Raw genomic sequence first — 19,708 nt, forward strand, 5'->3', positions numbered from 1 at the left:
TGCATCCCTTTCTCCGCGCCCCAAAGGGACGCGGGGAACTGCGCGACCAGCCACGACGAACCAGCAGCCGAAGAACGACCTAAGACATCATCTCATTTGGCGAGTCTGCGGTAGCAGATGAGGGTGCAGGCGATGCTGGTGAAGGCCAGGAAGTGATCGGCTTTGCGCTCGTAGCGTCGGTGCAGTCTGCGGCATCCGGCGAGCCAGGACATCGTGCGTTCTATGGTCCAGCGGTGGCGGCCAAGGCGGGTCGAGGACTCGATGCCTCTGCGGGCTATGCGGTGCCGGATGCCGCGTCCGCGTAACCATCGCCGCAGATGGTCGTAGTCGTATCCCTTGTCGGCGTGGAGTTTGGCCGGCCTGCGCCGTCGGCGTCCGCGCCGGGAGCGGATCGGCGGTATCCCTTTCACCAGCGGGATCAGCGCCTGGCTGTCGTGCAGGTTCGCCCCGGAGATCCCGACGGACAGGGGCAGACCGGTCCGCTCGGTGATCAGGTGGATCTTCGAGCCGTACTTGCCTCGATCCACAGGATTCGGGCCTGTCAGCTCCCCCTTTTCAGGGCCCGCATGTTGACGGAGTCGATCGCACAGCGGGACCAGTCCAGCTCGCCGCGGGAGCCGAGTTCGTCGAGGACCAGGCGGTGGAGCTTGGCCCACACCCGGGCCTTCGACCACTCGGCAAAGCGCCGGTGAGCCGTCGCTCCCGACGGACCGAACGACGCGGACGGCAGCTGCTGCCACGTGCAGCCCGACGTGGCCACGAACACGATTGCCGCCAGTACCTCCCGGTCACCATGCCGACGCCGACCGCCGCCCTGAGGCCGCGACGGCGCCTCCGGCACCACTCGCTGGAACAGCTCCCACAACTCATCCGGCACCAGCCGCTCAACGATCGAAACCACGACGGACAGGCTACCGAACCAAATGAGATGACGTCTAAGCGGCCCGAAAATCGACGATCGTCTTCAAATCCGTCGTGCTCCGATAGTTCTTGAAGATCTCGACGAGCCCCTCATAGTCCTCAAACCGATGCACGGTCGACAGCAACCGCCGCCCATCCACAATCCCCGACAACAACATCTGCATCGCCGCCTGAATCACATTGGCGGAGTGATGCATCGGAAACGCCGTGACATCGAACGGCGACGCGCTGATGTTGATCCCCTTCGCGAGCATCAGCCACGTGTCGAACTTCTGCATCTCCTGCGAAGCCCCGTACAGCACATACCGCCCCTTCGGCTTCAGCCGCCGCATGGCAACCCGCCGGGGATCCTTCTCCTCGTCGTCGACCTTGACGGTCGGCAACGCGTCGAAGACATAGTCGAACGTGTTCTCCGGAACCTCGGCGATCAGCTCCTCCGGCAGATACGCCCGCTCCGAGAAGTGCTCCCCGGCATGCTGGTTGCGCACCGGGTTGGCGTCCACGGACACCACCTGGTTGGGGGCGAACATGCGCCTGATGACGCTGCCCGCGATGACACCGATCGGGCCGGTGCCCATGATGAGGACCCGGTCGCCGATCTTCGGCGGGTTGGCCAGGATCGAGCGCAGGGCGCCGGTGGTGGGCTCGATGAACGACGCCTGGAGGTCGTCGAGGGCGTCGGGGACCTTGACGGCGGCGGCCCGCAGATCGTCGGAGAAGTTCCGGTCGGCCCAGAACACGTCCTCCTTGACCTCCCCGGAGAAGATCGGGCGCAGCGTGCGGTACTCGGCGAAGCCGCCGAAGTCGGTCTGTCCCCAGTAGACGATCCGGTCGCCGATCGCGATGTCGGGGCGGGTGAACTCCGGCCCCTTCTCGACGACTTCGCCGAGGTACTCGTGGCCGAGGACGATCGGGTACTCGGAGGGGAACAGGTGCCCTTCGAAGAAGGAGATGTCCGTCGAGCAGATCGACACGCAACGGGTGCGCAGCAGCACGCCGTCGGCCGGCGCCGAGGGACGCGGCACCTCCGCGACCTGGGTCTGGCGCGGGGCGACGAGCTGGAGGGCCTTCATGGTCGGCATGGTTGTCCTTCCGGGCAGATGACGATTCACGACAGATTCCGACAGATTCACGACAGGTTCAGGTGGCTGCTAGCGGCGCATGCTCAGACCGCCGCCGAGCAGGTACTGGCCGGTCATCTCGACGTTGGTCGGCGACAGGGTGATGTGCTTCGCGGCCGAGTGCGCGTCACGGAAATAGCGTTCGAGCAGGCTGCTCGCGTACAGCGAGGACGTACCGGCGACGGTGAACAGGCTGTCGATGGCCTGGCAGCACTGCTCGGCCACGGTCGCCGCGGCCAGCCGTACGGTCGCGCTGAGTGCGTCCCCGCCGACCTCGCCGAGCCGTTCCGCGTGCCAGGCGGCGTCCGCAAGGAGCAGCCGGGCCGCCCGGACCTGCGCCTCGGCGCGGGCGTACCGCTCCTGCACGGTGTGACTCGCGGCCAGGGTGGTCGTACCGGCCATCGGCCTCTTCGCGACGGCGAGCCGCTGGAACTCGTGCAGCGCGCCCCGGGCCGCGCCCAGCACGGTCGAGGACGAGCCGAACAGCCCGAAGTCGTAGTAGCTGATGCCGTATCCGCGCGAGGGACGGGCGGGCGGGGCGAGGAACATGTCCCGCTGGGCGACCGTGTACGCGTCGGCGACGAAGACGTCCTCGACCTCGTAGTCCTCGCTGCCGGTGCCGCGCAGCCCGAGGGTGCGCCAGTTGTCCAGCATCCGTACGGCGTGCCGGGGCACGAACAGCATCCGGATCTCCGGGCCCTGCTCGGTGAGCCGGGGTGTGCCGCCGTCGGTGATCCGGGCCGCGCACACCAGCCAGGTGGCGTGCGCCGAGCCGCTGGCGAAGCCCCAGCGCCCGGAGAGGCGGTAGCCGCCGTCGACGGCCTCGGCGAGCCCCGTGGGGTTGACGGAGCCGATCACCAACCCGTCCTGGTCCCGGAAGAGTTCACGCGCGACCGGCTCGGGAAGGTAGTCCGACAGCCGGCCGATGGCGGCCTGCACCCCCATCTGCCAGGCGACCGCCGGGTCGAGCCGGGAGAGCGCCTGGAGTGCTTGCGACCCCGTCTCCAGGGTCACCTGGGAGCCGCCGAGGCCGTGGGAGACCAGCATGCGGGGGAAGCCGGCGTCCCGCAGTGCCTCGAACACCGGCACCGGGGAGAACCGCTGCCGCTCGCCCTCCTCCCGCCACTTCTCGATGACCGGGGCGATGTCGTCGACCCGCCCGAGCCAGTCCGCGGTCTCGGCCGGTACGGGCCTGTCGTCGACCAGTGCGAAAACCTGATCGCTCTCTTGGTTCTGAGCCATGTCCACCTCCTGATGTTGGTGGGAACGTAGGCGGAGGAACCTCGCGTTCAAGACCGGAATCCGGCGGGCGTGGGGGCCTCTTGACCGACGTATTACGGCGGGAAGAGACACGGAAAAGGGGGTGGCCGGCGTCCTGAGGACGCCGGCCACCCCCTGTAGAGCGGCAGATCAGCCCGCCCGGTCGAGTATGTCGACGAAGGCCAGCCAGATGTCGATGTGCTGGTGCACGGCCACGGTCAGGGCGGCCCGGCTGTGCGGCGGTACGGCCGCCAGCAGGGCGTCGCCCCCGGCCCCCAGCAGGGCCCGGTTGTCGAGCAGGCGCAGCAGTTGCCGCCCGGACGCGGAGAACCGCAGGGTGGGGTCACGGGCCAGGACGGCGAGCGGGTCCTTGCCCGGGGCAGGGCCCGTCGGGGTGCGGGGCCGGGCCGGTTCCCGGAGGCGCCCGTTCCGTTCCACGGCGGTCAGCGCCACGGGCTCGTCCCGTACGGCGGCTGCTGCGGCTGCTGCTCTGCGGCCGACGGGATCCTCGCCCCGCTGCACCCGGGCCCGGACGTCGCGGGCGGTCCCGACGGAGATCCCGGCGGCGCCCGCGATCTGGCGCAGGGAGGCGTCCGGGTGTTCGCGCAGATAGGTGGCGGCGCGTCTGCGGCCGATGGTGGGGTCCACGGGGCGGGCCCGGCCGTCGCGGCCCACCCGGGTGTTCGACTGGGGCTCCTCCCCGGTTGCACGCCGTCTGACGGCCGCCACCGTCTTCGTGGACAACCCCGCGGCCTGGGCGACCGCACGGTTGGACCAGCGCGGGTAGGTGGCCAGGATGCGCCGGGCCGCCGCGAGCCGCTCCCGCTGGTTCAGCCGCCGCCCGCGGTGCAGATTGGACTGGACGGCCTCGACGAACGCCTGCTTCTCGTCGCCGTCGAAGTAGCGGACGTCGATGTCCGCGCGGCCGGCCAGGGTCGCCGCCGTGAGCCGGTGCATCCCGTCGATGACGCGCAGGCTGCGCCGGCACACCAGGATCGGCGGCAGGTCCCGTACCTCCGACAGTGATCTGGCGTAGGCGAGATCGATGTCCCCGGCACGCGGGGAGTCGGCGGGCACGAGCGCCGCGACCGGTAACCGTCCGGTGGGCGACGCGGCCCCATTTTCAGGTGGTTCTCGAACTGGAAAAAGCGCAGAACTGCTGGTCATGCTCCGACTCCCCCGTCGTATGGCCGCACGTAGCTCTCTGCAATCGCTCCACCACCGAGTTCACTTGGCGCCCGGTCCGATTGCCAGGGGCAGTTGTGGCCGACTGGACACAAGCGGCCAGAATCGCGCGTTCCGCACCCCCGGATCCGCGTCGCGGCCTCCCCCGTCCCCCCTGCCCACGGCACCCCGGGCGCCTCCTCAGCAACCCCTCCGACCTGCGCGGACACCTCGAAGACGGCAATTTTCCGCACAAGTTCCGGTCAGTTCACGGGAGTTGTAACGGACCTTTGGGAGAGTGTGGCGCTCGAACACAGAACGGGGAGGAAGAAAGTGGACAACCGGCCATTGACAGCCGCGGCACCCATTGACGTTTCGGCCGACATCCGGGCCAGGCCTCTCGGCGCGGCCTCGGAGCTGCTGACCCGGGCCGTCGACACGCTCGCGGCGCTGACGAGTGCCGAGATCGCCGACAGCTACCGCGCCCTCGCGGAGGCGGACGGGCCCACACCGCTCCAGGAGGCCGACGCACCGCACCAGGCGCGGGGCGGGAGTTCGGCCCCGCTGCTGGCCCTGGGCCTCGCCCATGTGCTGCCCCACGACCCGCCGCTGCTGCGGGCGGCGGCGCCGGTGCCGGCCGTGGAGGCGGCCCTGGTCCACAAGAAGCACGAGCTGGACGCCCAGTACGACGTCGTCGCCCGCGCCCAGCGCGAGGTGCTGCGCATCCGCCAACTCGCCGACCAGCAGGCCCAGGACACCTCCTCGCACCGGCTCGCGCAGGTGCTCACCGACTCCGACGACATCGCCGCCCTGTCCAACACGATCGGCACGGCGGCCGTCCAGGAGCATCTGACACTGGAGACCTTCCAGTACGACCTCCCCCTGAAGGCGAGTTCGGCGCAGCCGCCGACGGACGCGTCGATCGCGCGGGGCGTACGGCACCGGAGCATCTACGAGACGGGCTTCCTGAGCGACCCCGTGGGCACCGAGATCGTCGAGCACTGTGCAGCGGCAGGCGAGGAGATACGGCTGCTGCCCCGGCTGCCGATGAAGCTGAAGATCACGGACGGCGCGCAGGCCCTGCTGGCCCTCACCCCGACCGGGTCGAGCGTGGCCCTCCATCTGACCTCACCCGTCGCCGTGGAGGCGCTGCGCCACTACTTCGAGCTCCTGTGGCGCGAGGCCCGCCCGCTGACCAACGCCCCCTCGCCCAGCGGCAGCGACCGGGAACGGCAGCGCCACGAGATCGTCGCGCTGATGCGGCAGGGCTTCAAGGACGAGGCCATCGCCCGGAGGCTGGCACTGACCCCGCGTACCGTGCGCCGGCGCATCAGCGAGTTCATGGACGAACTCTCCGCCGAGACCCGTTTCGCCGCGGGGGCGGAGGCGCAGCGGCGCGGCTGGTTCGACGCGCCGGACACGTCGGACACGTCGGACACGTCGGACGAGTAGGGCGAGTAGGGCGAGCAGAGCAGCCGAGGGGAGGCGCCGCCGGGTCCCGCGTCCTGCGCGGGCCCGGTCGCCGTACGGCCCGGGAGTGGAGCCTGCTACACCATCGATCAGGGAGGACGCTCCCTCGTGGCGTCGAGCCGTTTCCGGGATCGTCGATCTCACCAGGTCAGCGGCTCCCACCGGGAGCCCACCCCTCCCGAAAGGCTGTCTCCCGTGAAGGCGCTGCTCTCCTCCCGTCCCGTCCTGTGGTTCCTGTTCCTGTTCAACCTCGTGGTCGCCCTGGCCGCGCCGCTCATCGACGACAGCGCGAAGGGCATCGCGACCAGCCTCGGCATGGCGGTCGTCTCCCTCGGCGCGGGAAGCGCCCTGTACAAGGGCCGCGCGCAGGCCCGCGTGGAGACCGCGCAGGGCCGGCGGCACTGACCGGGTCCGGTCCGGCACGAGCGGTGGAAGGGCACCTCCTCCTGCTCCTGAGGGCCGGCCCGAGATGCGGGACTCCACGGCCGGCTCCACTCTGTGAGCCGGGGGCAACCGTGAGGAGTGCCGTTCATGGCTTCGCTGCTCTACCGGCTGGGCCGCTTCGCGTTCCGGCGGCGCTGGTACGTGACCGTCATGTGGGTCGTGGTCCTCTTCGCCCTCGGCGGTGCCTCCGCCAAGGCTCCCGAGGCGCCGAACAGCACGTTCTCGGCGCCGGGCATCGAGGCGCAGCGCGCGTTCGACCTGATGGAGCAACGGTTCCCGGGTGCCCAAGCGGACGGCGCGACCGCCCGGATGGTGTTCGTCGCCCCGGCCGGGCAGAAGGTCACAGCACCCGCCAACCGGGCGGCCATCGACCGGGCCGTGACCCGAGCGGCCGACGGGCAGCAGGTCGTCTCCGCCGTGGGGCCGTTCCAGGCCCGGGCGGTGAGCAAGGACGGTTCGACGGCGTACGCGACCGTCACCTACACGGTGGCGGCCGACGACCTCACCGACGCCGCCAAGGACACCCTGCGCGGCGCTGCCCAGTCGGCCCGTGACGCGGGCCTGACCGTCGAGATGGGCGGCACCGCGCTGGCGACCACGCCCTCGGCGGGCGGCGCCGGCGAGGTGATCGGCATCCTCGTCGCGGCGGTGGTGCTGCTGTTCACCTTCGGTTCGCTGGCCGCCTCGGGGCTGCCGCTGCTGACCGCGGTGCTCGGCGTCGGCATCAGCATGACCGCGATCACCGTCCTGTCCGATCCGTTCGGGCTGTCCTCGACGACCGGCACGCTGGCCATGATGCTGGGGCTGGCCTGCGGTATCGACTACGCCCTGTTCGTGGTCTCCCGCTTCCGCGAGGAGCGGGCCAACGGGCACAGCGAGGACGTGGCGGCCGGACTGGCCGTCGGCACGGCGGGCTCGGCGGTGGTCTTCGCGGGGCTCACCGTGGTCATCGCGCTCGCGGGTCTCTCGGTGGTCGGCATCCCGATGCTCACCAAGATGGGCCTGGCCGCGGCGGGCGCGGTCGCCGTCGCCGTCCTCGTGTGCCTGACCCTGGTCCCGGCCCTGATCGGGTTCTGGCCGCGTGCCGTCCTGTCCCGCCGCTACCGCAGGACCGGGCGCCGCGTCCAGGGTGTGCTGGGCAACTTCGGCAGCCGCTGGGCGGAGTTCGTACAGCGCCACCCCTTCCCCGTACGGTTCACCGCGATGTGCGCCCTGATCGTGCTCGCGCTCCCCGTTCTCGGCCTCCAGCTGGGCATGCCGGGCGACGAGACCAAGCCCACCTCAAGCACCGAGCGCCGTGCCTACGACGACCTCGCCCAGGGCTTCGGGCCCGGCTTCAACGGCCCGCTGACCGTCGTCGTCGACGTGCGGGACGCCGACGACCCGAAGGCCGCCGTGGCCGCGGTCGAGAAGCGGATCGGGGCCACGCCGGGAGTCGTCTCGGTCAGCACGCCCCGCTTCAACGCCGCCGGTGACACCGCGGTCTTCTCCGCCGTACCGGCCGACGCGCCGACCGACAAGAAGACCGAGGACCTCGTCCACACCATCCGCGACGAGCGCGCCGCGACCGTGGCCGGCACGGGGGCGACCTTCGAGGTCACCGGCTCCACCGCGCTGAACATCGACGTCGCCCAGAAGGTCCAGCGGGCCCTGATCCCGTATCTGGTCGTCGTGGTCGGTCTGGCCGTCGTACTGCTGCTGATGGTCTTCCGGTCGATCTTCATCCCGCTCAAGGCGGCCATGGGCTTCCTGCTGTCGGTGCTCGCCGCGCTCGGCTGCGTGGTCGCGGTCTTCCAGTGGGGCTGGGGTGCGAGCCTCATCGGGGTCGAGTCCACCGGTCCGATCATGAGCATGATGCCGATCTTCCTGGTGGGCATCGTCTTCGGTCTGGCGATGGACTACGAGGTCTTCCTGGTGTCCCGGATCCGCGAGGCGTACGTCCACGGGGAGGGGGCCGGACAGTCCATCACCACCGGGTTCCGCTACAGCGCCCGGGTGGTGGCCGCTGCTGCACTCATCATGATCGCCGTGTTCGCGGGCTTCGTCACCGCCGACGAATCCATGATCAAGATGATCGGTTTCGGTCTCGCGATCGCCGTCCTGTTCGACGCGTTCGTGGTCCGTATGGCCTTCGTCCCCGGTGTCCTCGCCCTGCTCGGCGACAAGGTGGCCTGGCTGCCGAAGTGGCTCGACCGCATCCTGCCGCACCTCGACGTGGAGGGCGAGTCGCTCAGCCGCGCCCACCCCGTACCCCGGAAACAGCAGGACGAGGAGCCCGAGAACCGCGAGGAGACCTCGGTTCCCGGCTGAACGCCCCACTTCGGCCGTGCGGGCCGGCGCCGCAGTCGGTGGTGCTCACGGCGAGGAGGACACCCGAACAGGTCGGTACGACGCGGGAGTTGATCCGCACGGCGGCGGAACGGCTGTTCGCCGGGCGAGGTGTGCACACCGTGTCCGACCGCCGGGCAGGGGCGACAACACCGCCATCCACACCCTCGCCGTGCAAGCCGACCGGAACGAAGTAGGCGACCTGCGTACGCGACGCGCCGGTCGGCCCGTGGTCCGCTCCCGTTCCCGTCACGCGGTGATCCGCTCGGGCCCGCGGTCGCGTCGCCGTTCCATTTCGACGAGTGCGACGCGCGCCTGGAGCGCGACCAGTCCGGCGACGAGGACGACGGCGACGCCCTGGCCCGCGTCGACGGAGTAGGAGACGACGGGCACGGCGGCCACACCGGCGAGGAACAGCGACCACAGGACCGGGGTCGAGCGCCTCGACGACTGCGGCGACTTAGGCGACTTCGGCGACTTCGTGTTCATGACGGGACTTCCCTTCGGGCCTTCAGAGCGGGGCCTCTGTTGCTTGAAGGAACGATCCCGCTTCCCACCCCTCGGCCACGAGGGCGCGTACTCCCGAACGCATGGTGCAGCAGGCTCCACCATGCCTGCTCTTGCAGGCCGACAGTGATCCTGACCCGCTCACTGTGCGCGGAGGGCGTCCGCGGGTGGGGTGCGGAGGGCCTGGCGGGTGGGGAGTTCGATGGTGAGGAACGCTGTGACGGTGACCGTCAGGGCGAGGGCGGGCAGCAGCCAGACCGGGCCCGCCGGCCAGGGGCGGCCGAGGAAGCCCTGGCCCACGAGGGCGAGGGGTACGGCGGACAGCAGCAGGGCCGTGGTGAGTGCGGTGGCCGCGGTCACCGCCGCCTCGCGGCGCATCATCGCGCGGATCTGGCGGGGCGTCGTGCCGTTGAGGCGCAGGGCGCCCAGTTCGACCCGGCGCTGGGCGGTCGCGGCGACGAGCTTGTTGGCGATGCTGAGCAGCAGATAGACGAGCAGGACGATGATCGTGGCCAGGTTGATCCACACCTCCGGCGGCGCGTCCTTCAGCCCGTCACCGGAGGAGACCGGGTCGGTGTCCTCTACCGCGAGCCCCGGGCGTGACGCGGCGAATGCGGTGAGGGCCTGCCGGGCGTCCGCCGTGCCGTCCGTACGGACCAGGATGCTCTGGTCGAGCCCGGTCGTGGTGTGACCGGCGGCCAGGTCGTGCGAGAGGACCACGTCGCCGAAGCCGAGGCCCCGGTCGTAGACGGCGACCACCTCGGCGTCGGCCTTCGCGCCGTCGCCGAGCACGAGACTCACCCGACGCCCCACCCCCGCGTCCCGCGAGCGGGCGGCATCGCTGCTGACGGCGACGGTCGCACCGGTGAGCCGGCTCAGACTGCCGTCCCGTACGCCGAGGTCCAGGACGTCCGCCGCGTCCGGCGTGAGGATCATCGCGGAGCCGGACTCGGCCTGCGGCTCGCCGAACTGCTCGTACGTCCACACCACACCGGTGTCGCTCACGGGAGCCGCCGCACGCACACCGCTGGTCCCGCGTACGCCGTCCAGCGTGCCGCCGGGCAGTCCGCCCAGTCCCGGTGCGCTCAGGCGCTGTTGGGCGAGGGTGCCGGTGCGGGTGTCGTCGGCGGTGGCGGCCAGCACGGTGGTCTGGGTGAGGGTGTACGTCAGCACGAACACGACCGCCATGGCCAGCGTGCTGACGATCCCCGCGTTGCGCAGGGCGTAGGCGCGGACGTTGGCCATCGCCAGCCAGGTCGGCGCGGAGGCCCCGGTACGCGTCAGCCGGACCGCCGCACCGCCGATGCCCCGCACGAGCGCCGGGCCGGCCAAGGCCAGACCGATCGCGCCGAAAACGCCCGCAAGGGAGGTGGCTGTGGCGCCGATGACCGTACGGGAGAAGAGCGGCAGGACCGACATGGCGGTCGCGCCGACGATGACGAGGACGCCGACGCGCGTCCGGATCCGCGAGGGCTCACGCGGCTCGCTGCGGGACTCGGCGACCGCCTCGGTGGCCGGCATCCGCGAGGTGCGCCACGCCGATCCCCGGGCCGAGACCTGCACGACCAGGCCCAGCAGAAGGACCGTCGCGAGGGCGGGCAACGGGCTGAAGGTGAGCGGGAGTTCGGCGGGGACGAAGCCCCGATCCGCCAGCAGCCCACGGAACCGCCCGGCCAGCAGATAGCCGAGCGCCACACCGGGTACGAGGGCCACGGCCGCGACGACGCTCGACTGCGCGGCGGCAAGTCGCCGTATCTGCCGGGGAGTTGCTCCCACGGCCCGCATCAGCGCGAGATCGCGGCGCTGCCCGCCGATCGACACGGCCAGCGCACTCGCCATCACGAACCCGGTGATCAGCAGGACGATCCCGGAGAGCGACCCGGCGAGCACGATCAGGAGAGAACGGGACGCACCCGCGCCGGGTGACACCAGGTCCCCGCGATCGGCACCGGTGACCACTTCAAGTCCGGTGCCCTTCAACTTCGTTCGGACTTCGGCGGCGACTTTCGCTTCGGCGCCGGGGACGGTGCGGAGGGCGATCAGGTCGACGGTTCCGGCGCGGGGGCTGGTGGTGCTGGTGCCGTTTGTGGGGGCGGTGCTGCCAGCGCCGCTGCTGCTGCCGGGCGTGGTGTCGGCGGCGATGCTGCTGACGGTGGTGTCGCTGTCGGTGACGGAGGCGGAGGCGGAGGCGCCGCTGCCGCTGCCGCTGATGGTGTCACCGCTACTGCCGATGCCCTCGCCGCTGGCGCCGGTGGGGCCGGCGCCAGTGCTGCCAGCGCCGCTGCCGGTCTCACCACTGCCCCCGCTGACCCCGCTCCCCCGCCCCGCCAGTCGCACGGCCGTCGCGTCCGCGAAGAAGACTCCGGTGTCCGGTGCGTCGACGATCGCCGAGACGCGGTAACCGGTGGCCGGGCGGGCGTTCGCCATCACCTGGATCCTGTCGCCCAGCTCGACGCCCGCCGCCGTGGCAGTGGCGCTGTCGACTGCGATCTCGTCGGCGCCGGTCGGCCCGGCGCCCTCCACCCTCGCATCGCCCAGCAGCTTCACCGAGGACCAGCCGTGCCCGGCGGCCCGGGGATCTCCGGCCGGTACGACCCGACCCTGGGCGTCGACGAGCGCGGCGGGGAAGCCGAGGTCGCCGACGGCGTCGGTGACGCCTGGCAACTCCGCCAGTTCGCGCACCAGTTGGGCCGGGACGGTACGGCGTTCCGGGAGCGCCAGAGGCAGGTCGCCGGGCGGATGGAACTCCTGGTCGGCGGCGACGATCACGTCCGCGCCGGCGAGCCGGCCGGCGGGGAGGTGGGAGCGCAGGCCGGACTCGGCGAGAACGCCGGTGCCGGTGATCAGGGCCGCGCCGCCGAGGACCGCGCACGCCACGGCGATCAGCGCGGAGATACGGTGCCGGACCATCTGTACGGCTGGACCAAGCATGGCAGTCTTGCCAGTCATGGCAGTCATGGGTCAGACCTCTCCCAATTCGACGAGACGGCGGGCCAGTTCGGGGGCGGTCGGTGAGTCGAGGGCCTCGACCACCCGGCCGTCGGCCATCACCAGCACGTGGTGTGCGCGGGCCGCGGCGGCCGGGTCGTGGGTGACCATCACGACCGTCTGACGCAGGTCGTCGACGAGGTCCCGCAGCAGGTCGAGCACCTCGTGCGCGCTGCGCAGATCCAGCGCGCCGGTCGGCTCGTCGGCGAACACGACGGCTGGCCTGGCCACCAACGCCCTTACGACGGCGGCCCGTTGCTGCTGCCCGCCGGACAGTTCGGCCGGGCGATGGGCGAGCCGGTCGCCGAGCCCGACCCGCTCCACCAGCGTCCGCAGCCAGTCGCGGTCCGGCGTACGGCCCGCCAGACGCAGCGGCAGCGTGATGTTGTCCTCGATGCTGAGCGAGGGGATCAGGTTGTACGCCTGGAACACGAACCCGACGCGCTCCCGGCGCAGTTCGGTACGGCGGGTCTCGTTCAGGCCGGCGATCTCGTGACCGTCGATCCGGACGCTGCCCGAGGTCGGGGAGTCGAGCCCGGCGGCGCAGTGCATCAGCGTGCTCTTGCCGGAGCCCGAAGGGCCCATCACCGCGAGGAACGTGCCGCGCCGCACGGTCAGCGACACCTCGTCGAGGGCGCGTACGCCACCCGCGTACTCCTTGCCGACCCGGTCCAGGACGATGGCCGGCGCCGACGCGTCGTACCCGGTGGCCTCGGGGCGGCGGGTCCGGGCGAACACGGGGCTCATCGACGGCCCCGCAGGCTGCGTACGACGAGGGTGCCACCGGCGAGCACGGTGACCGCACCGCAGGACAGGTTCACCCAGGTGTGCGCACCACTGAACGAGGCCGCCATGTTGGCGACCGCACTGAGCACCACCAGGACCCAGAGCAGGCTGCGGGCGATGTCCGCACGGCTGGGAGCGGTGTCGCGCCGCTGGTCAAGGGGGTAGGGGTCGGTGTTCGTCATGGGGTTCCTCCCGAGGTCGGCTGTCGTCACCGACGCTATGGACCGGACCCCCCTCGGACCGATCCCGCAGCCCGCCCGGTTCGGGGTACAGCAGGCTGTACCCCGAACCGCGACCACCCGGCTCCCGGACCGCGCACTCCGGGTTCCCGGCGGCGGCTTCCGGCACCCGGCCCCGGCCACCGAACTCCCGGTTGCCGGCTCCCGGCTACCCCCCGGCCCCGGCTCCCGACTTCCGGCCCCGGCCACCGGGCTTCCGGTTGCCGACTACCCGCTCGCGGCTACCCGGCCCCGGCTCGCGACTCGCGGCGCCTGGGCCACTGGTCCCCCAGGCCCCGGTCCCCAACCCCCGGCTCGCTGCTCGCAGCCCCCAGCCCCCCCCTTGCCCCCGACCGGACAGCGAACGGCCCTACGCCATAAGGTCCTTGGCGACAGAGGGAGGGCGTATGGCCAGCCATCGAGAGGGCCTCGCCGGTGACCGGAGCGCGGAGTTCAAGGACTCGGGGCTCCAGGAGACCGTCGTACGGAGTCTGCGTGCCGCGCGTGCCGCCGTCGGGGAGCTTGCTTCCGGGCTCCGTACCGCTCTCCCCGCCCTGCTTCTGCTGCTCTGGCTGGCCGTCACCGCCGTGACCAGCGTGGTCGGTGTCGGGCTGCTCATGGTGCCCGCGCTGTTGCGCGCCCTGCACGGGCTCGCCGGGCGGGAGCGGGCGCGGCTGGGGCGGCGTGGGCCCGAGGTCGTCGCGCCCGAGGCCCCGCCCACGCGGCTGCGGGCTGCCCTCGTCGACCCCACCACCCGGCGGGAGCTGCGCTGGCTGGTGCGGCACGCCAGTCTGGGGCTGGGACTCGGGGTGCTCGGCGTGCTGCTGCCGGTCGTCGCCGTGCGCGACACCCTCTTCCCGCTGTACTGGACGTTCATGCCCGGCAACGCCACGGCCACGTCCGTCGGTTACGGCAACGCGCACTCCTGGCCCGACGCCCTCGCCGTGTCCATGCTCGGCCTGGGCTGGATCTTCATCATCCTGGGGCTCGGTCCGGGTATGGCCCGGCTACAGGCACGCCCCGGGCGGGAACTCCTCGCGGCCGGACCGGAGACGGATCTGTCCCTCCGTATCGTCGAACTCACCGCGACCCGCGCCGCCGCGCTCGACGCCCACGCCACCGAACTGCGCCGTATCGAGCGGTCGTTGCACGACGGCACCCAGAACCGGATCGTCTCCGTGACCGTCCTGCTCGGCGCCGCCCGCCGCATGGTCGCCCGCGATCCGGCCGGCGCCGACGAACTCCTCGAACGTGCCCAGTCCGCCGCCGAACAGGCCCTGGCGGAGCTGCGTACCGTCTCCCGGAGCATCCTGCCGCCGGTGCTCGCCGACCGCGGTCTCGCCGGGGCGCTCTCCGGGCTCGCCGCGAACTGCGCGGTGCCCTGCCGGGTCGACGTCGACGTGCCCGCACGCTGCGCCGCCTCCGTCGAGGCCACCGCCTACTTCGTCGTCGCCGAGGCCCTCACCAACATCGCCAAGCACAGCGGCGCCACCCAGGCCACCGTCACCGCACGCAGCGGTGGCGGCCGGCTCCTGCTGTGCGTCGAGGACGACGGCCGGGGCGGCGCCGACGAGGACGGCGGCTCCGGACTCACCGGCATCCGCGGCCGGATCGCCGCGCACGACGGCACCCTCTCCCTGGCCAGCCCGCCCGGCGGCCCGACGACCCTGAAGGTGGAACTGCCCTGTGGAGCATGACCGTACGGATACGGATACCGGTATGCGGATCGTGATCGCCGAGGACGACGCCCTGTTGCGCGAGGGCCTCGCCCTGCTGCTGCGCGCCGAGGGCCTCGACGTGGTGGCCACCGCGGGCACCCCCGACGAGGCGCTGGCCGCCATCGACGCGCACAAGCCGGACGTCGCCATTCTCGACGTACGGATGCCGCCGACCCACACCGACGAGGGGATCGTCGCGGCGGTCGAGGCCCGGCGCCGACGGCCCGACCTGGCCGTCCTCGTCCTGTCCGCGTACGTCGAACAGAGCTTCGCCACCGAGCTGTTGGGCGGCGGGGTGGGCGGGCTCGGCTACCTCCTCAAGGAACGCGTGGGCCGGGTCGAGGAGTTCCTCGACGCCCTGCACCGGGTGGCGTCCGGCGGCACCGCCATCGACCCCGAGGTCGTCGCCCAACTCTTCACCCGCTCCCGCCAGGACACCCGCCTCGACCGGCTCAGCCCGCGCGAACGGGACGTACTCGCCCTGATGGCCGAGGGACTCGGCAACACCGCGATCGCGGAACGGCTCGTCGTCACCGAGGGCGCCGTCCACAAGCACATCCGCAGCATCTTCGCCAAGCTCGACCTCTCCCCCACCGACCGGGTGGACCGGCGGGTGGCAGCCGTCCTGCGCTACCTGGAGGACCTGCGCCGACTGGCCTGACCGCCGCCAGAGAAACAACGGAGACCCGATGGAACGACGTCAGCTGGAGTATTTCATCGCCGTCGTCGGGCACGGCGGATTCACCGCCGCGGCCGTCGCACTCCATGTCGCCCAGCCCTCGCTGTCGCACGCGATCCGTTCCCTGGAGCGGGAATTCGGCGGCCAGTTGTTCCACCGGCTGCCACAGGGCGTCGGCCTGACCGCCGCCGGCGAGGCGATTGTTCGGCAACGGCTCGAATTGTGAGCCGTCTTTTCGTCCGGGAGCGGCCCCCTGTTCCGTACGTATTCACCGACCGCCGCCGAGACAGGGCCGCGGGCGGACGGCAGGGGCGGCTCTTTCGGTGGGAGGCGCATGCGCACCGAGTACCCACGATCGGACCGCTCACCTGCCGGCTTCGCCTCCCAGTGTTCGATTCGGCCGGCCCGGTTCATGGTCTGGCTGTCCAGGGCCAACCGGACCTACCGGGTGGCCCTGCGCGCCGAGCGGCTCACGGTCCATGGTCTCCGCCGCGACCAGGACCGGCTGGCCCGGCTCTTCGGCGGTGAGACCGGCGACCGCACCGACAAGTTCACCGGCGTCGCATGGCATCCGGGACCGGCCGGATCGCCGGTCCTCGACGAGGCCCCCGCCTGGTTCGTCGGCCGCGTGGAGAACCGGATCGACGGCGGCGACCACGTCGGTTTCCTGCTGGCTCCGGAGGCGGCGGAGAACGTCGTGGGCGACCGAACCACTCTGCTGTCGCTCAAGGACGCGCACGGCATCACCCCCGGGTCATCCGGTGGACTGACCGCCACCCCGCTCCGGGTCAGGCGTGCGGGCCGCCGAACGGGGTGCCCGTGCCGTAGTGGGTGCCCAGCTCGTCGTGGTAGCCCTGGTTGCCGAGATGCTTCTCGCGGTCGAACTCCGGAGCGTCCTTGATCTCCTGCTTGGTGAGACCGACGAAGATCTTCCGCTCGTTCGGGTCGATACCCACGACCGTGCTCGCCGGGAGCAGGACCTCCTTGCCGAAGATCCACACACCGGTGTCCACCACCAGGTACGCGGCATCGGCGTCGTCGGAGTGCTTGTCGACCTTGCCGATGCTGCCGTCCGTTGCCTCGACCTTGAATCCGATGAGGTCGACGCCCGCCTGATGGCCCGCGGTCGCACCGTAGTTCCACATATTCTCGGTCACGCGAAAACAACTCCTCCGGTAAACAGAGGGGGGCGGGAATTCCCGCCGCTCCTCCTTTTTCCGTACATCCCTTTTCCGTGCGTCGTGCACGGCGGTTTTCGTGACCGCCTTTTTGCGAGTGCCCTACGTCCGGGGTTCCACACACACGGGAAATGGCGGCGGGGCGGTGATCCGGTTCGCCGACGCGGTTGTGTACGTCGCGTGAAAAGTTGGGTAGGAGACGTGTCCAGGCGGCGCGGAACGCAGGAGGACGCAGTGGACGTGGACTGGGGCCGGTTCGCGCAGCAGATGGCGTCGATGGCACGGGACCTCCTGGCACAGGAATCGGTGGAGGCCACGCTCGAGCGGATCACCGCGTCGGCCACCGAGCTGGTGGACGGGTGCGACGCGGCCGGCATTCTCGTGCTGCGCGACACGAAGGTGGAGACCCTCGCTCCCACGCACCGGCTGGTCGTGGACAGTGACCTGCTGCAACAGCGGCTGAGCGAAGGGCCGTGCTTCGATGCCGCCCGTACTTCGCGGGGGGAGCGGGTCTTCCGCATCTCCGACCTCACCGACGAGCACCAGCGCTGGCCCGCCTACGCCCCGCAGGCCCGCGCGCTCGGCGTGGGCAGCATGATGGGCTTCCTGCTGTTCACCGAGGACGAGGACCTGGGCGCGCTGAACCTCTACTCCCGCGAGCCCGGCGCGTTCACCGAGACCAGTGAGCTGGTCGGATGGCTACTGGCCTCGCACGCCGCGGTCGCCTTCTCCAGTGCCCGCACCCACGCCCAGATGGAACAGGCCGTCGCCACCCGCCATGTCGTCGGCGAGGCCATGGGCATTCTCATGGGCCGCGACCACGTCACCGAGAAGGAGGCGTTCGACATGCTGCGTCACTCCTCACAGGTGAACAACGTCAAGCTCCGCGAGGTCGCCCACCGGGTGTGCGAAGAGGGCGGCCTCCCGTGACCCCGGCCGGCCCGCCGCCACCCGTCGGCGGCGACTTCACCCAGGTGTCGGCCGGGCGGGGGAAGGCCGAGGCGCGGTAGCCGTCCGTGCCGGCCGTCGCCTCGATGGCGGTGCCGTCGGTCTGTCTCCGCCGGCGGGGTTCCCCCGAGTCCAAGCCGGTGGGCGCCGCGCACGACGCCACCGGCGTGGAGGGGTAGGGCTCTGACAGAGCTGTCAGAGGTCGGCTGTCAGAGGATCGGGCCCGGGCCGCCGGGGGTGCCAGGGGCACCGGGCATGCCGCCGGGGCTGCCGGAGGGGCCGGGCGTACCGGGCGTACCGGGGTCGCCCGGCTCTCCGGGCCGGATGCGGCCCCGCCAGGCACCCGTCTCGCCGCCGCGCTCCTCGATGTAGTCCTTGAAGCGGTGCAGGTCGCCCTTGACCCGGCGGTCGATGATGCCGAGCGCGTCCGCGCCCTTCTCGGCCATGCCGCTGGGCTCGACGTCCATGGTCAGCTCGACACGGGTATGCGTGTCGTCCAGGCGTTCGAATCGGACCGAGCCTCGCTGCTCTGTGTCACCACCGACGGACCGCCAGGTGATCCGGTCGTCCGGCAGCTGGTCGACGATCTCGGTGTCGAACTCGCGCCGCACCCCGCCGATCTTGGTGGTCCAGTGGTTGTGCCGGTCGTCGAGCTGCCGCACCTCCTCGACGCCCTCCATGAACCGCGGGAACTCCTCGAACTGCGTCCACTGGTTGTAGGCGGTGTGGACGGGAACCTCCACGTCCACCGCTTCCTTGACCGTGCTCATGGTTTCCTCCTCATTCGCGCCGTTAGCGGTTTTTCTTCCGTACGACGCCGGGTACCCACCTCGGCCGATTGAAGACATCCGGAACAGACACGGCCGGCCGCGGCCCTGATCGTCGTCCGGCCGGGGTCGTAGTCCGGCCTCTAACCCCGGTTGTAGACAGCAATGTTGGGATCACACGGTGAGTCGATGTCCCGCGGAGCCCGTTCTTCAAGAATGATCGGGCCGATCAAGGAGACAACCGACTCAGGAGTCTGTGATGAGCACCAAGACGGGACCCCAGCGCTTCCCCGGCGCGAGCCGTGCGAACTGGTACCAGGACGACTTCGGTGGTGACCCGATGCAGGTCGACGTCGTCGTCCTGCACACCACGGAGGGTCCCACCCTGCCCGGGTACGACGGCGGTTCCTCCGCGCCGAACCTGACCGCGGTCCCCGACCTGGCCGCCAAGAAGCTGAAGTGGTACCAGCACTTCGACATAGAGACGTCCTCCAGAGCGCTGGTCAACCTGCGCGGCGGCGTCGAGACGAACACCCTCAACGTGTGCCAGGTCGAGCTGGTCGGCACCTGCGACCCGAAGACCCACGCGAAGTGGCAGAAGTCCGGTACGGCGCACATCTATTGGCCCGACGCGCCCGACTGGGCCCTCCAGGGCGTCGCCCGCTTCCTGGCGTGGATGCACGAGGAGCACGGCGTACCGCTGTCCGGCCCCAAGTCGTGGCCCGCGTACCCCACTTCGTACGGAGCGGGCGGCCAACGGCTGACCGCCGCGCAGTGGAACGCCTTCAAGGGCGTCTGCGGGCACATGCACGTGCCCGAGAACGTCCACGGCGACCCCGGCGCGATCGACTTCGCCAGGATCGTCAAGTACGCCAAGGCCGAACTGGACCTGGACGACGACACCCCGGCGACGAGCACCCCGGCCAAGCCGGCCGTCCCCGCGTTCCCGGGGCGCAAGTACTTCGTCGCCGGGGCCTCGAACGCGTACGTCCTCCAGCTCGGCAAGCAGCTGGTGAAGCGCGGCTTCGGCGACCACTACAAGGTCGGCCCGAGCAAGTCCTGGGGCGAGTCGGACCGGCTGAACGTACGGGACTTCCAGAAGTCCCAGAAGCAGCTGCGCGGCGACGCCGACGGCACGCCCGGGCCGCTGACCTGGCGTCTGCTGTTCTCCTGACGGTTCTCCCGGCGGGCACCCGTCGGGCTGTGTGTGC

At 71.1% G+C, this 19,708-nt stretch carries 19 protein-coding genes and 1 pseudogene; 10 read left to right on the forward strand and 10 right to left on the reverse strand.

What is annotated here, in order from left to right; translation table 11 throughout:
- Positions 1 to 92 precede the first annotated feature (92 nt).
- The 4 genes from OG787_RS22570 to OG787_RS22585 form a co-directional block, all read right to left on the reverse strand.
- Positions 93 to 892 (reverse strand): IS5 family transposase gene (locus OG787_RS22570; RefSeq protein WP_369033439.1). Its coding sequence is split into 2 segments (ribosomal slippage): positions 93 to 544 and positions 544 to 892, totalling 801 coding nucleotides; the frame shifts between segments, so codons are not numbered across the junction.
- 43 nt (positions 893 to 935) lie between these two features.
- Positions 936 to 2,003 carry a zinc-binding dehydrogenase gene (locus OG787_RS22575; RefSeq protein ID WP_369030235.1) on the reverse strand — a complete coding sequence of 356 codons (1,068 nt, stop codon included), beginning with the start codon at positions 2,001 to 2,003 and terminating at the stop codon, positions 936 to 938.
- A gap of 69 nt (positions 2,004 to 2,072) precedes the next feature.
- Entirely contained in the window at positions 2,073 to 3,284 is a 1,212-nt protein-coding gene (locus tag OG787_RS22580; RefSeq protein ID WP_369030234.1) for an acyl-CoA dehydrogenase family protein, read from the reverse strand.
- 168 nt (positions 3,285 to 3,452) lie between these two features.
- A complete protein-coding gene (locus OG787_RS22585) occupies positions 3,453 to 4,379 on the reverse strand; it encodes a ParB N-terminal domain-containing protein (RefSeq protein WP_405536194.1) in 927 nt (308 codons plus the stop codon).
- A 420-nt stretch (positions 4,380 to 4,799) separates the two neighbouring features.
- Here OG787_RS22585 and OG787_RS22590 point away from each other — a divergent pair, with 420 nt between their 5' ends.
- From OG787_RS22590 to OG787_RS22600, 3 genes are all read left to right on the forward strand, one after another.
- A complete protein-coding gene (locus OG787_RS22590; RefSeq protein ID WP_405536195.1) occupies positions 4,800 to 5,918 on the forward strand; it encodes a helix-turn-helix domain-containing protein in 1,119 nt (372 codons plus the stop codon).
- A gap of 213 nt (positions 5,919 to 6,131) precedes the next feature.
- Positions 6,132 to 6,341: a hypothetical protein gene (locus OG787_RS22595; RefSeq protein WP_369030231.1), complete on the forward strand. Its 210-nt coding sequence runs from the start codon at positions 6,132 to 6,134 to the stop codon at positions 6,339 to 6,341.
- 126 nt (positions 6,342 to 6,467) lie between these two features.
- A complete protein-coding gene (locus tag OG787_RS22600; RefSeq protein WP_405536196.1) occupies positions 6,468 to 8,690 on the forward strand; it encodes an MMPL family transporter in 2,223 nt (740 codons plus the stop codon).
- A 267-nt stretch (positions 8,691 to 8,957) separates the two neighbouring features.
- On the opposite strand, the gene OG787_RS22605 is transcribed toward OG787_RS22600, so the two are convergent.
- The 4 genes from OG787_RS22605 to OG787_RS22620 all read right to left on the reverse strand — a co-directional run bounded on the left by OG787_RS22605 (position 8,958) and on the right by OG787_RS22620 (position 13,171).
- Positions 8,958 to 9,197, reverse strand: a complete 240-nt coding sequence (locus tag OG787_RS22605) for a hypothetical protein (protein ID WP_405536197.1) — start codon at positions 9,195 to 9,197, stop codon at positions 8,958 to 8,960.
- Positions 9,198 to 9,356: 159 nt separating this feature from the next.
- Positions 9,357 to 12,173 carry an FtsX-like permease family protein gene (locus OG787_RS22610; RefSeq protein ID WP_405536198.1) on the reverse strand — a complete coding sequence of 939 codons (2,817 nt, stop codon included), beginning with the start codon at positions 12,171 to 12,173 and terminating at the stop codon, positions 9,357 to 9,359.
- Between the two features lie 3 nt (positions 12,174 to 12,176).
- Positions 12,177 to 12,950: an ABC transporter ATP-binding protein gene (locus tag OG787_RS22615; RefSeq protein WP_369030227.1), complete on the reverse strand. Its 774-nt coding sequence runs from the start codon at positions 12,948 to 12,950 to the stop codon at positions 12,177 to 12,179.
- Positions 12,947 to 13,171 carry a hypothetical protein gene (locus tag OG787_RS22620; RefSeq protein ID WP_369030226.1) on the reverse strand — a complete coding sequence of 75 codons (225 nt, stop codon included), beginning with the start codon at positions 13,169 to 13,171 and terminating at the stop codon, positions 12,947 to 12,949. Before OG787_RS22620 ends, OG787_RS22615 begins: the two co-directional genes overlap by 4 nt.
- A 443-nt stretch (positions 13,172 to 13,614) precedes the next feature.
- Here OG787_RS22620 and OG787_RS22625 point away from each other — a divergent pair, with 443 nt between their 5' ends.
- The 4 genes from OG787_RS22625 (at position 13,615) to OG787_RS22640 (ending at position 16,505) form a co-directional block, all read left to right on the forward strand.
- Positions 13,615 to 14,904 carry a sensor histidine kinase gene (locus tag OG787_RS22625; RefSeq protein ID WP_369030225.1) on the forward strand — a complete coding sequence of 430 codons (1,290 nt, stop codon included), beginning with the start codon at positions 13,615 to 13,617 and terminating at the stop codon, positions 14,902 to 14,904.
- Positions 14,905 to 14,926: 22 nt separating this feature from the next.
- Positions 14,927 to 15,586 carry a response regulator transcription factor gene (locus OG787_RS22630; RefSeq protein ID WP_369030224.1) on the forward strand — a complete coding sequence of 220 codons (660 nt, stop codon included), beginning with the start codon at positions 14,927 to 14,929 and terminating at the stop codon, positions 15,584 to 15,586.
- 28 nt (positions 15,587 to 15,614) lie between these two features.
- Positions 15,615 to 15,830: a LysR family transcriptional regulator gene (locus tag OG787_RS22635; RefSeq protein WP_369030223.1), complete on the forward strand. Its 216-nt coding sequence runs from the start codon at positions 15,615 to 15,617 to the stop codon at positions 15,828 to 15,830.
- 186 nt (positions 15,831 to 16,016) lie between these two features.
- Positions 16,017 to 16,505, forward strand: a complete 489-nt coding sequence (locus OG787_RS22640) for a flavin reductase family protein (protein WP_405540558.1) — start codon at positions 16,017 to 16,019, stop codon at positions 16,503 to 16,505.
- On the opposite strand, the gene OG787_RS22645 is transcribed toward OG787_RS22640, so the two are convergent.
- On the reverse strand, positions 16,393 to 16,761 hold the full coding sequence (locus tag OG787_RS22645; RefSeq protein WP_369030221.1) for a PRC-barrel domain-containing protein: 369 nt from the start codon (positions 16,759 to 16,761) through the stop codon (positions 16,393 to 16,395). The genes OG787_RS22640 and OG787_RS22645 overlap by 113 nt on opposite strands.
- 288 nt (positions 16,762 to 17,049) lie before the next feature.
- Here OG787_RS22645 and OG787_RS22650 point away from each other — a divergent pair, with 288 nt between their 5' ends.
- Positions 17,050 to 17,712: a GAF and ANTAR domain-containing protein gene (locus OG787_RS22650; protein ID WP_405540559.1), complete on the forward strand. Its 663-nt coding sequence runs from the start codon at positions 17,050 to 17,052 to the stop codon at positions 17,710 to 17,712.
- Between the two features lie 92 nt (positions 17,713 to 17,804).
- Positions 17,805 to 17,909 (forward strand): annotated as a pseudogene (locus tag OG787_RS22655) (DUF6766 family protein); the annotation flags it as partial.
- 30 nt (positions 17,910 to 17,939) lie between these two features.
- On the opposite strand, the gene OG787_RS22660 reads toward OG787_RS22655, so the two are convergent.
- A complete protein-coding gene (locus tag OG787_RS22660; RefSeq protein ID WP_405536199.1) occupies positions 17,940 to 18,500 on the reverse strand; it encodes an SRPBCC family protein in 561 nt (186 codons plus the stop codon).
- 256 nt (positions 18,501 to 18,756) lie between these two features.
- On the opposite strand from OG787_RS22660, the gene OG787_RS22665 reads away from it, so the two are divergent.
- Entirely contained in the window at positions 18,757 to 19,671 is a 915-nt protein-coding gene (locus tag OG787_RS22665; protein ID WP_369030219.1) for a peptidoglycan-binding protein, read from the forward strand.
- The last annotated feature ends 37 nt before the right edge of the window (positions 19,672 to 19,708 follow it).

Source organism: Streptomyces sp. NBC_00075, from assembly GCF_045041225.1.
GTDB classification, from domain to species: Bacteria; Actinomycetota; Actinomycetes; order Streptomycetales; family Streptomycetaceae; genus Streptomyces; species Streptomyces adonidis.

Coding starts and splice junctions, on each gene's coding strand:
- OG787_RS22640 (WP_405540558.1), top strand. CDS start 16,017: ATGGTCTGGCTGTCCAGGGCCAACCGGACCTACCGGGTGGCCCTGCGC.
- OG787_RS22575 (WP_369030235.1), bottom strand. CDS start 2,003: ATGCCGACCATGAAGGCCCTCCAGCTCGTCGCCCCGCGCCAGACCCAG.
- OG787_RS22605 (WP_405536197.1), bottom strand. CDS start 9,197: ATGAACACGAAGTCGCCGAAGTCGCCTAAGTCGCCGCAGTCGTCGAGG.
- OG787_RS22635 (WP_369030223.1), top strand. CDS start 15,615: ATGGAACGACGTCAGCTGGAGTATTTCATCGCCGTCGTCGGGCACGGC.
- OG787_RS22650 (WP_405540559.1), top strand. CDS start 17,050: ATGGCGTCGATGGCACGGGACCTCCTGGCACAGGAATCGGTGGAGGCC.
- OG787_RS22610 (WP_405536198.1), bottom strand. CDS start 12,173: ATGACTGCCATGACTGGCAAGACTGCCATGCTTGGTCCAGCCGTACAG.
- OG787_RS22580 (WP_369030234.1), bottom strand. CDS start 3,284: ATGGCTCAGAACCAAGAGAGCGATCAGGTTTTCGCACTGGTCGACGAC.
- OG787_RS22660 (WP_405536199.1), bottom strand. CDS start 18,500: ATGAGCACGGTCAAGGAAGCGGTGGACGTGGAGGTTCCCGTCCACACC.
- OG787_RS22665 (WP_369030219.1), top strand. CDS start 18,757: ATGAGCACCAAGACGGGACCCCAGCGCTTCCCCGGCGCGAGCCGTGCG.
- OG787_RS22620 (WP_369030226.1), bottom strand. CDS start 13,171: ATGACGAACACCGACCCCTACCCCCTTGACCAGCGGCGCGACACCGCT.
- OG787_RS22625 (WP_369030225.1), top strand. CDS start 13,615: ATGGCCAGCCATCGAGAGGGCCTCGCCGGTGACCGGAGCGCGGAGTTC.
- OG787_RS22630 (WP_369030224.1), top strand. CDS start 14,927: ATGCGGATCGTGATCGCCGAGGACGACGCCCTGTTGCGCGAGGGCCTC.
- OG787_RS22615 (WP_369030227.1), bottom strand. CDS start 12,950: ATGAGCCCCGTGTTCGCCCGGACCCGCCGCCCCGAGGCCACCGGGTAC.
- OG787_RS22600 (WP_405536196.1), top strand. CDS start 6,468: ATGGCTTCGCTGCTCTACCGGCTGGGCCGCTTCGCGTTCCGGCGGCGC.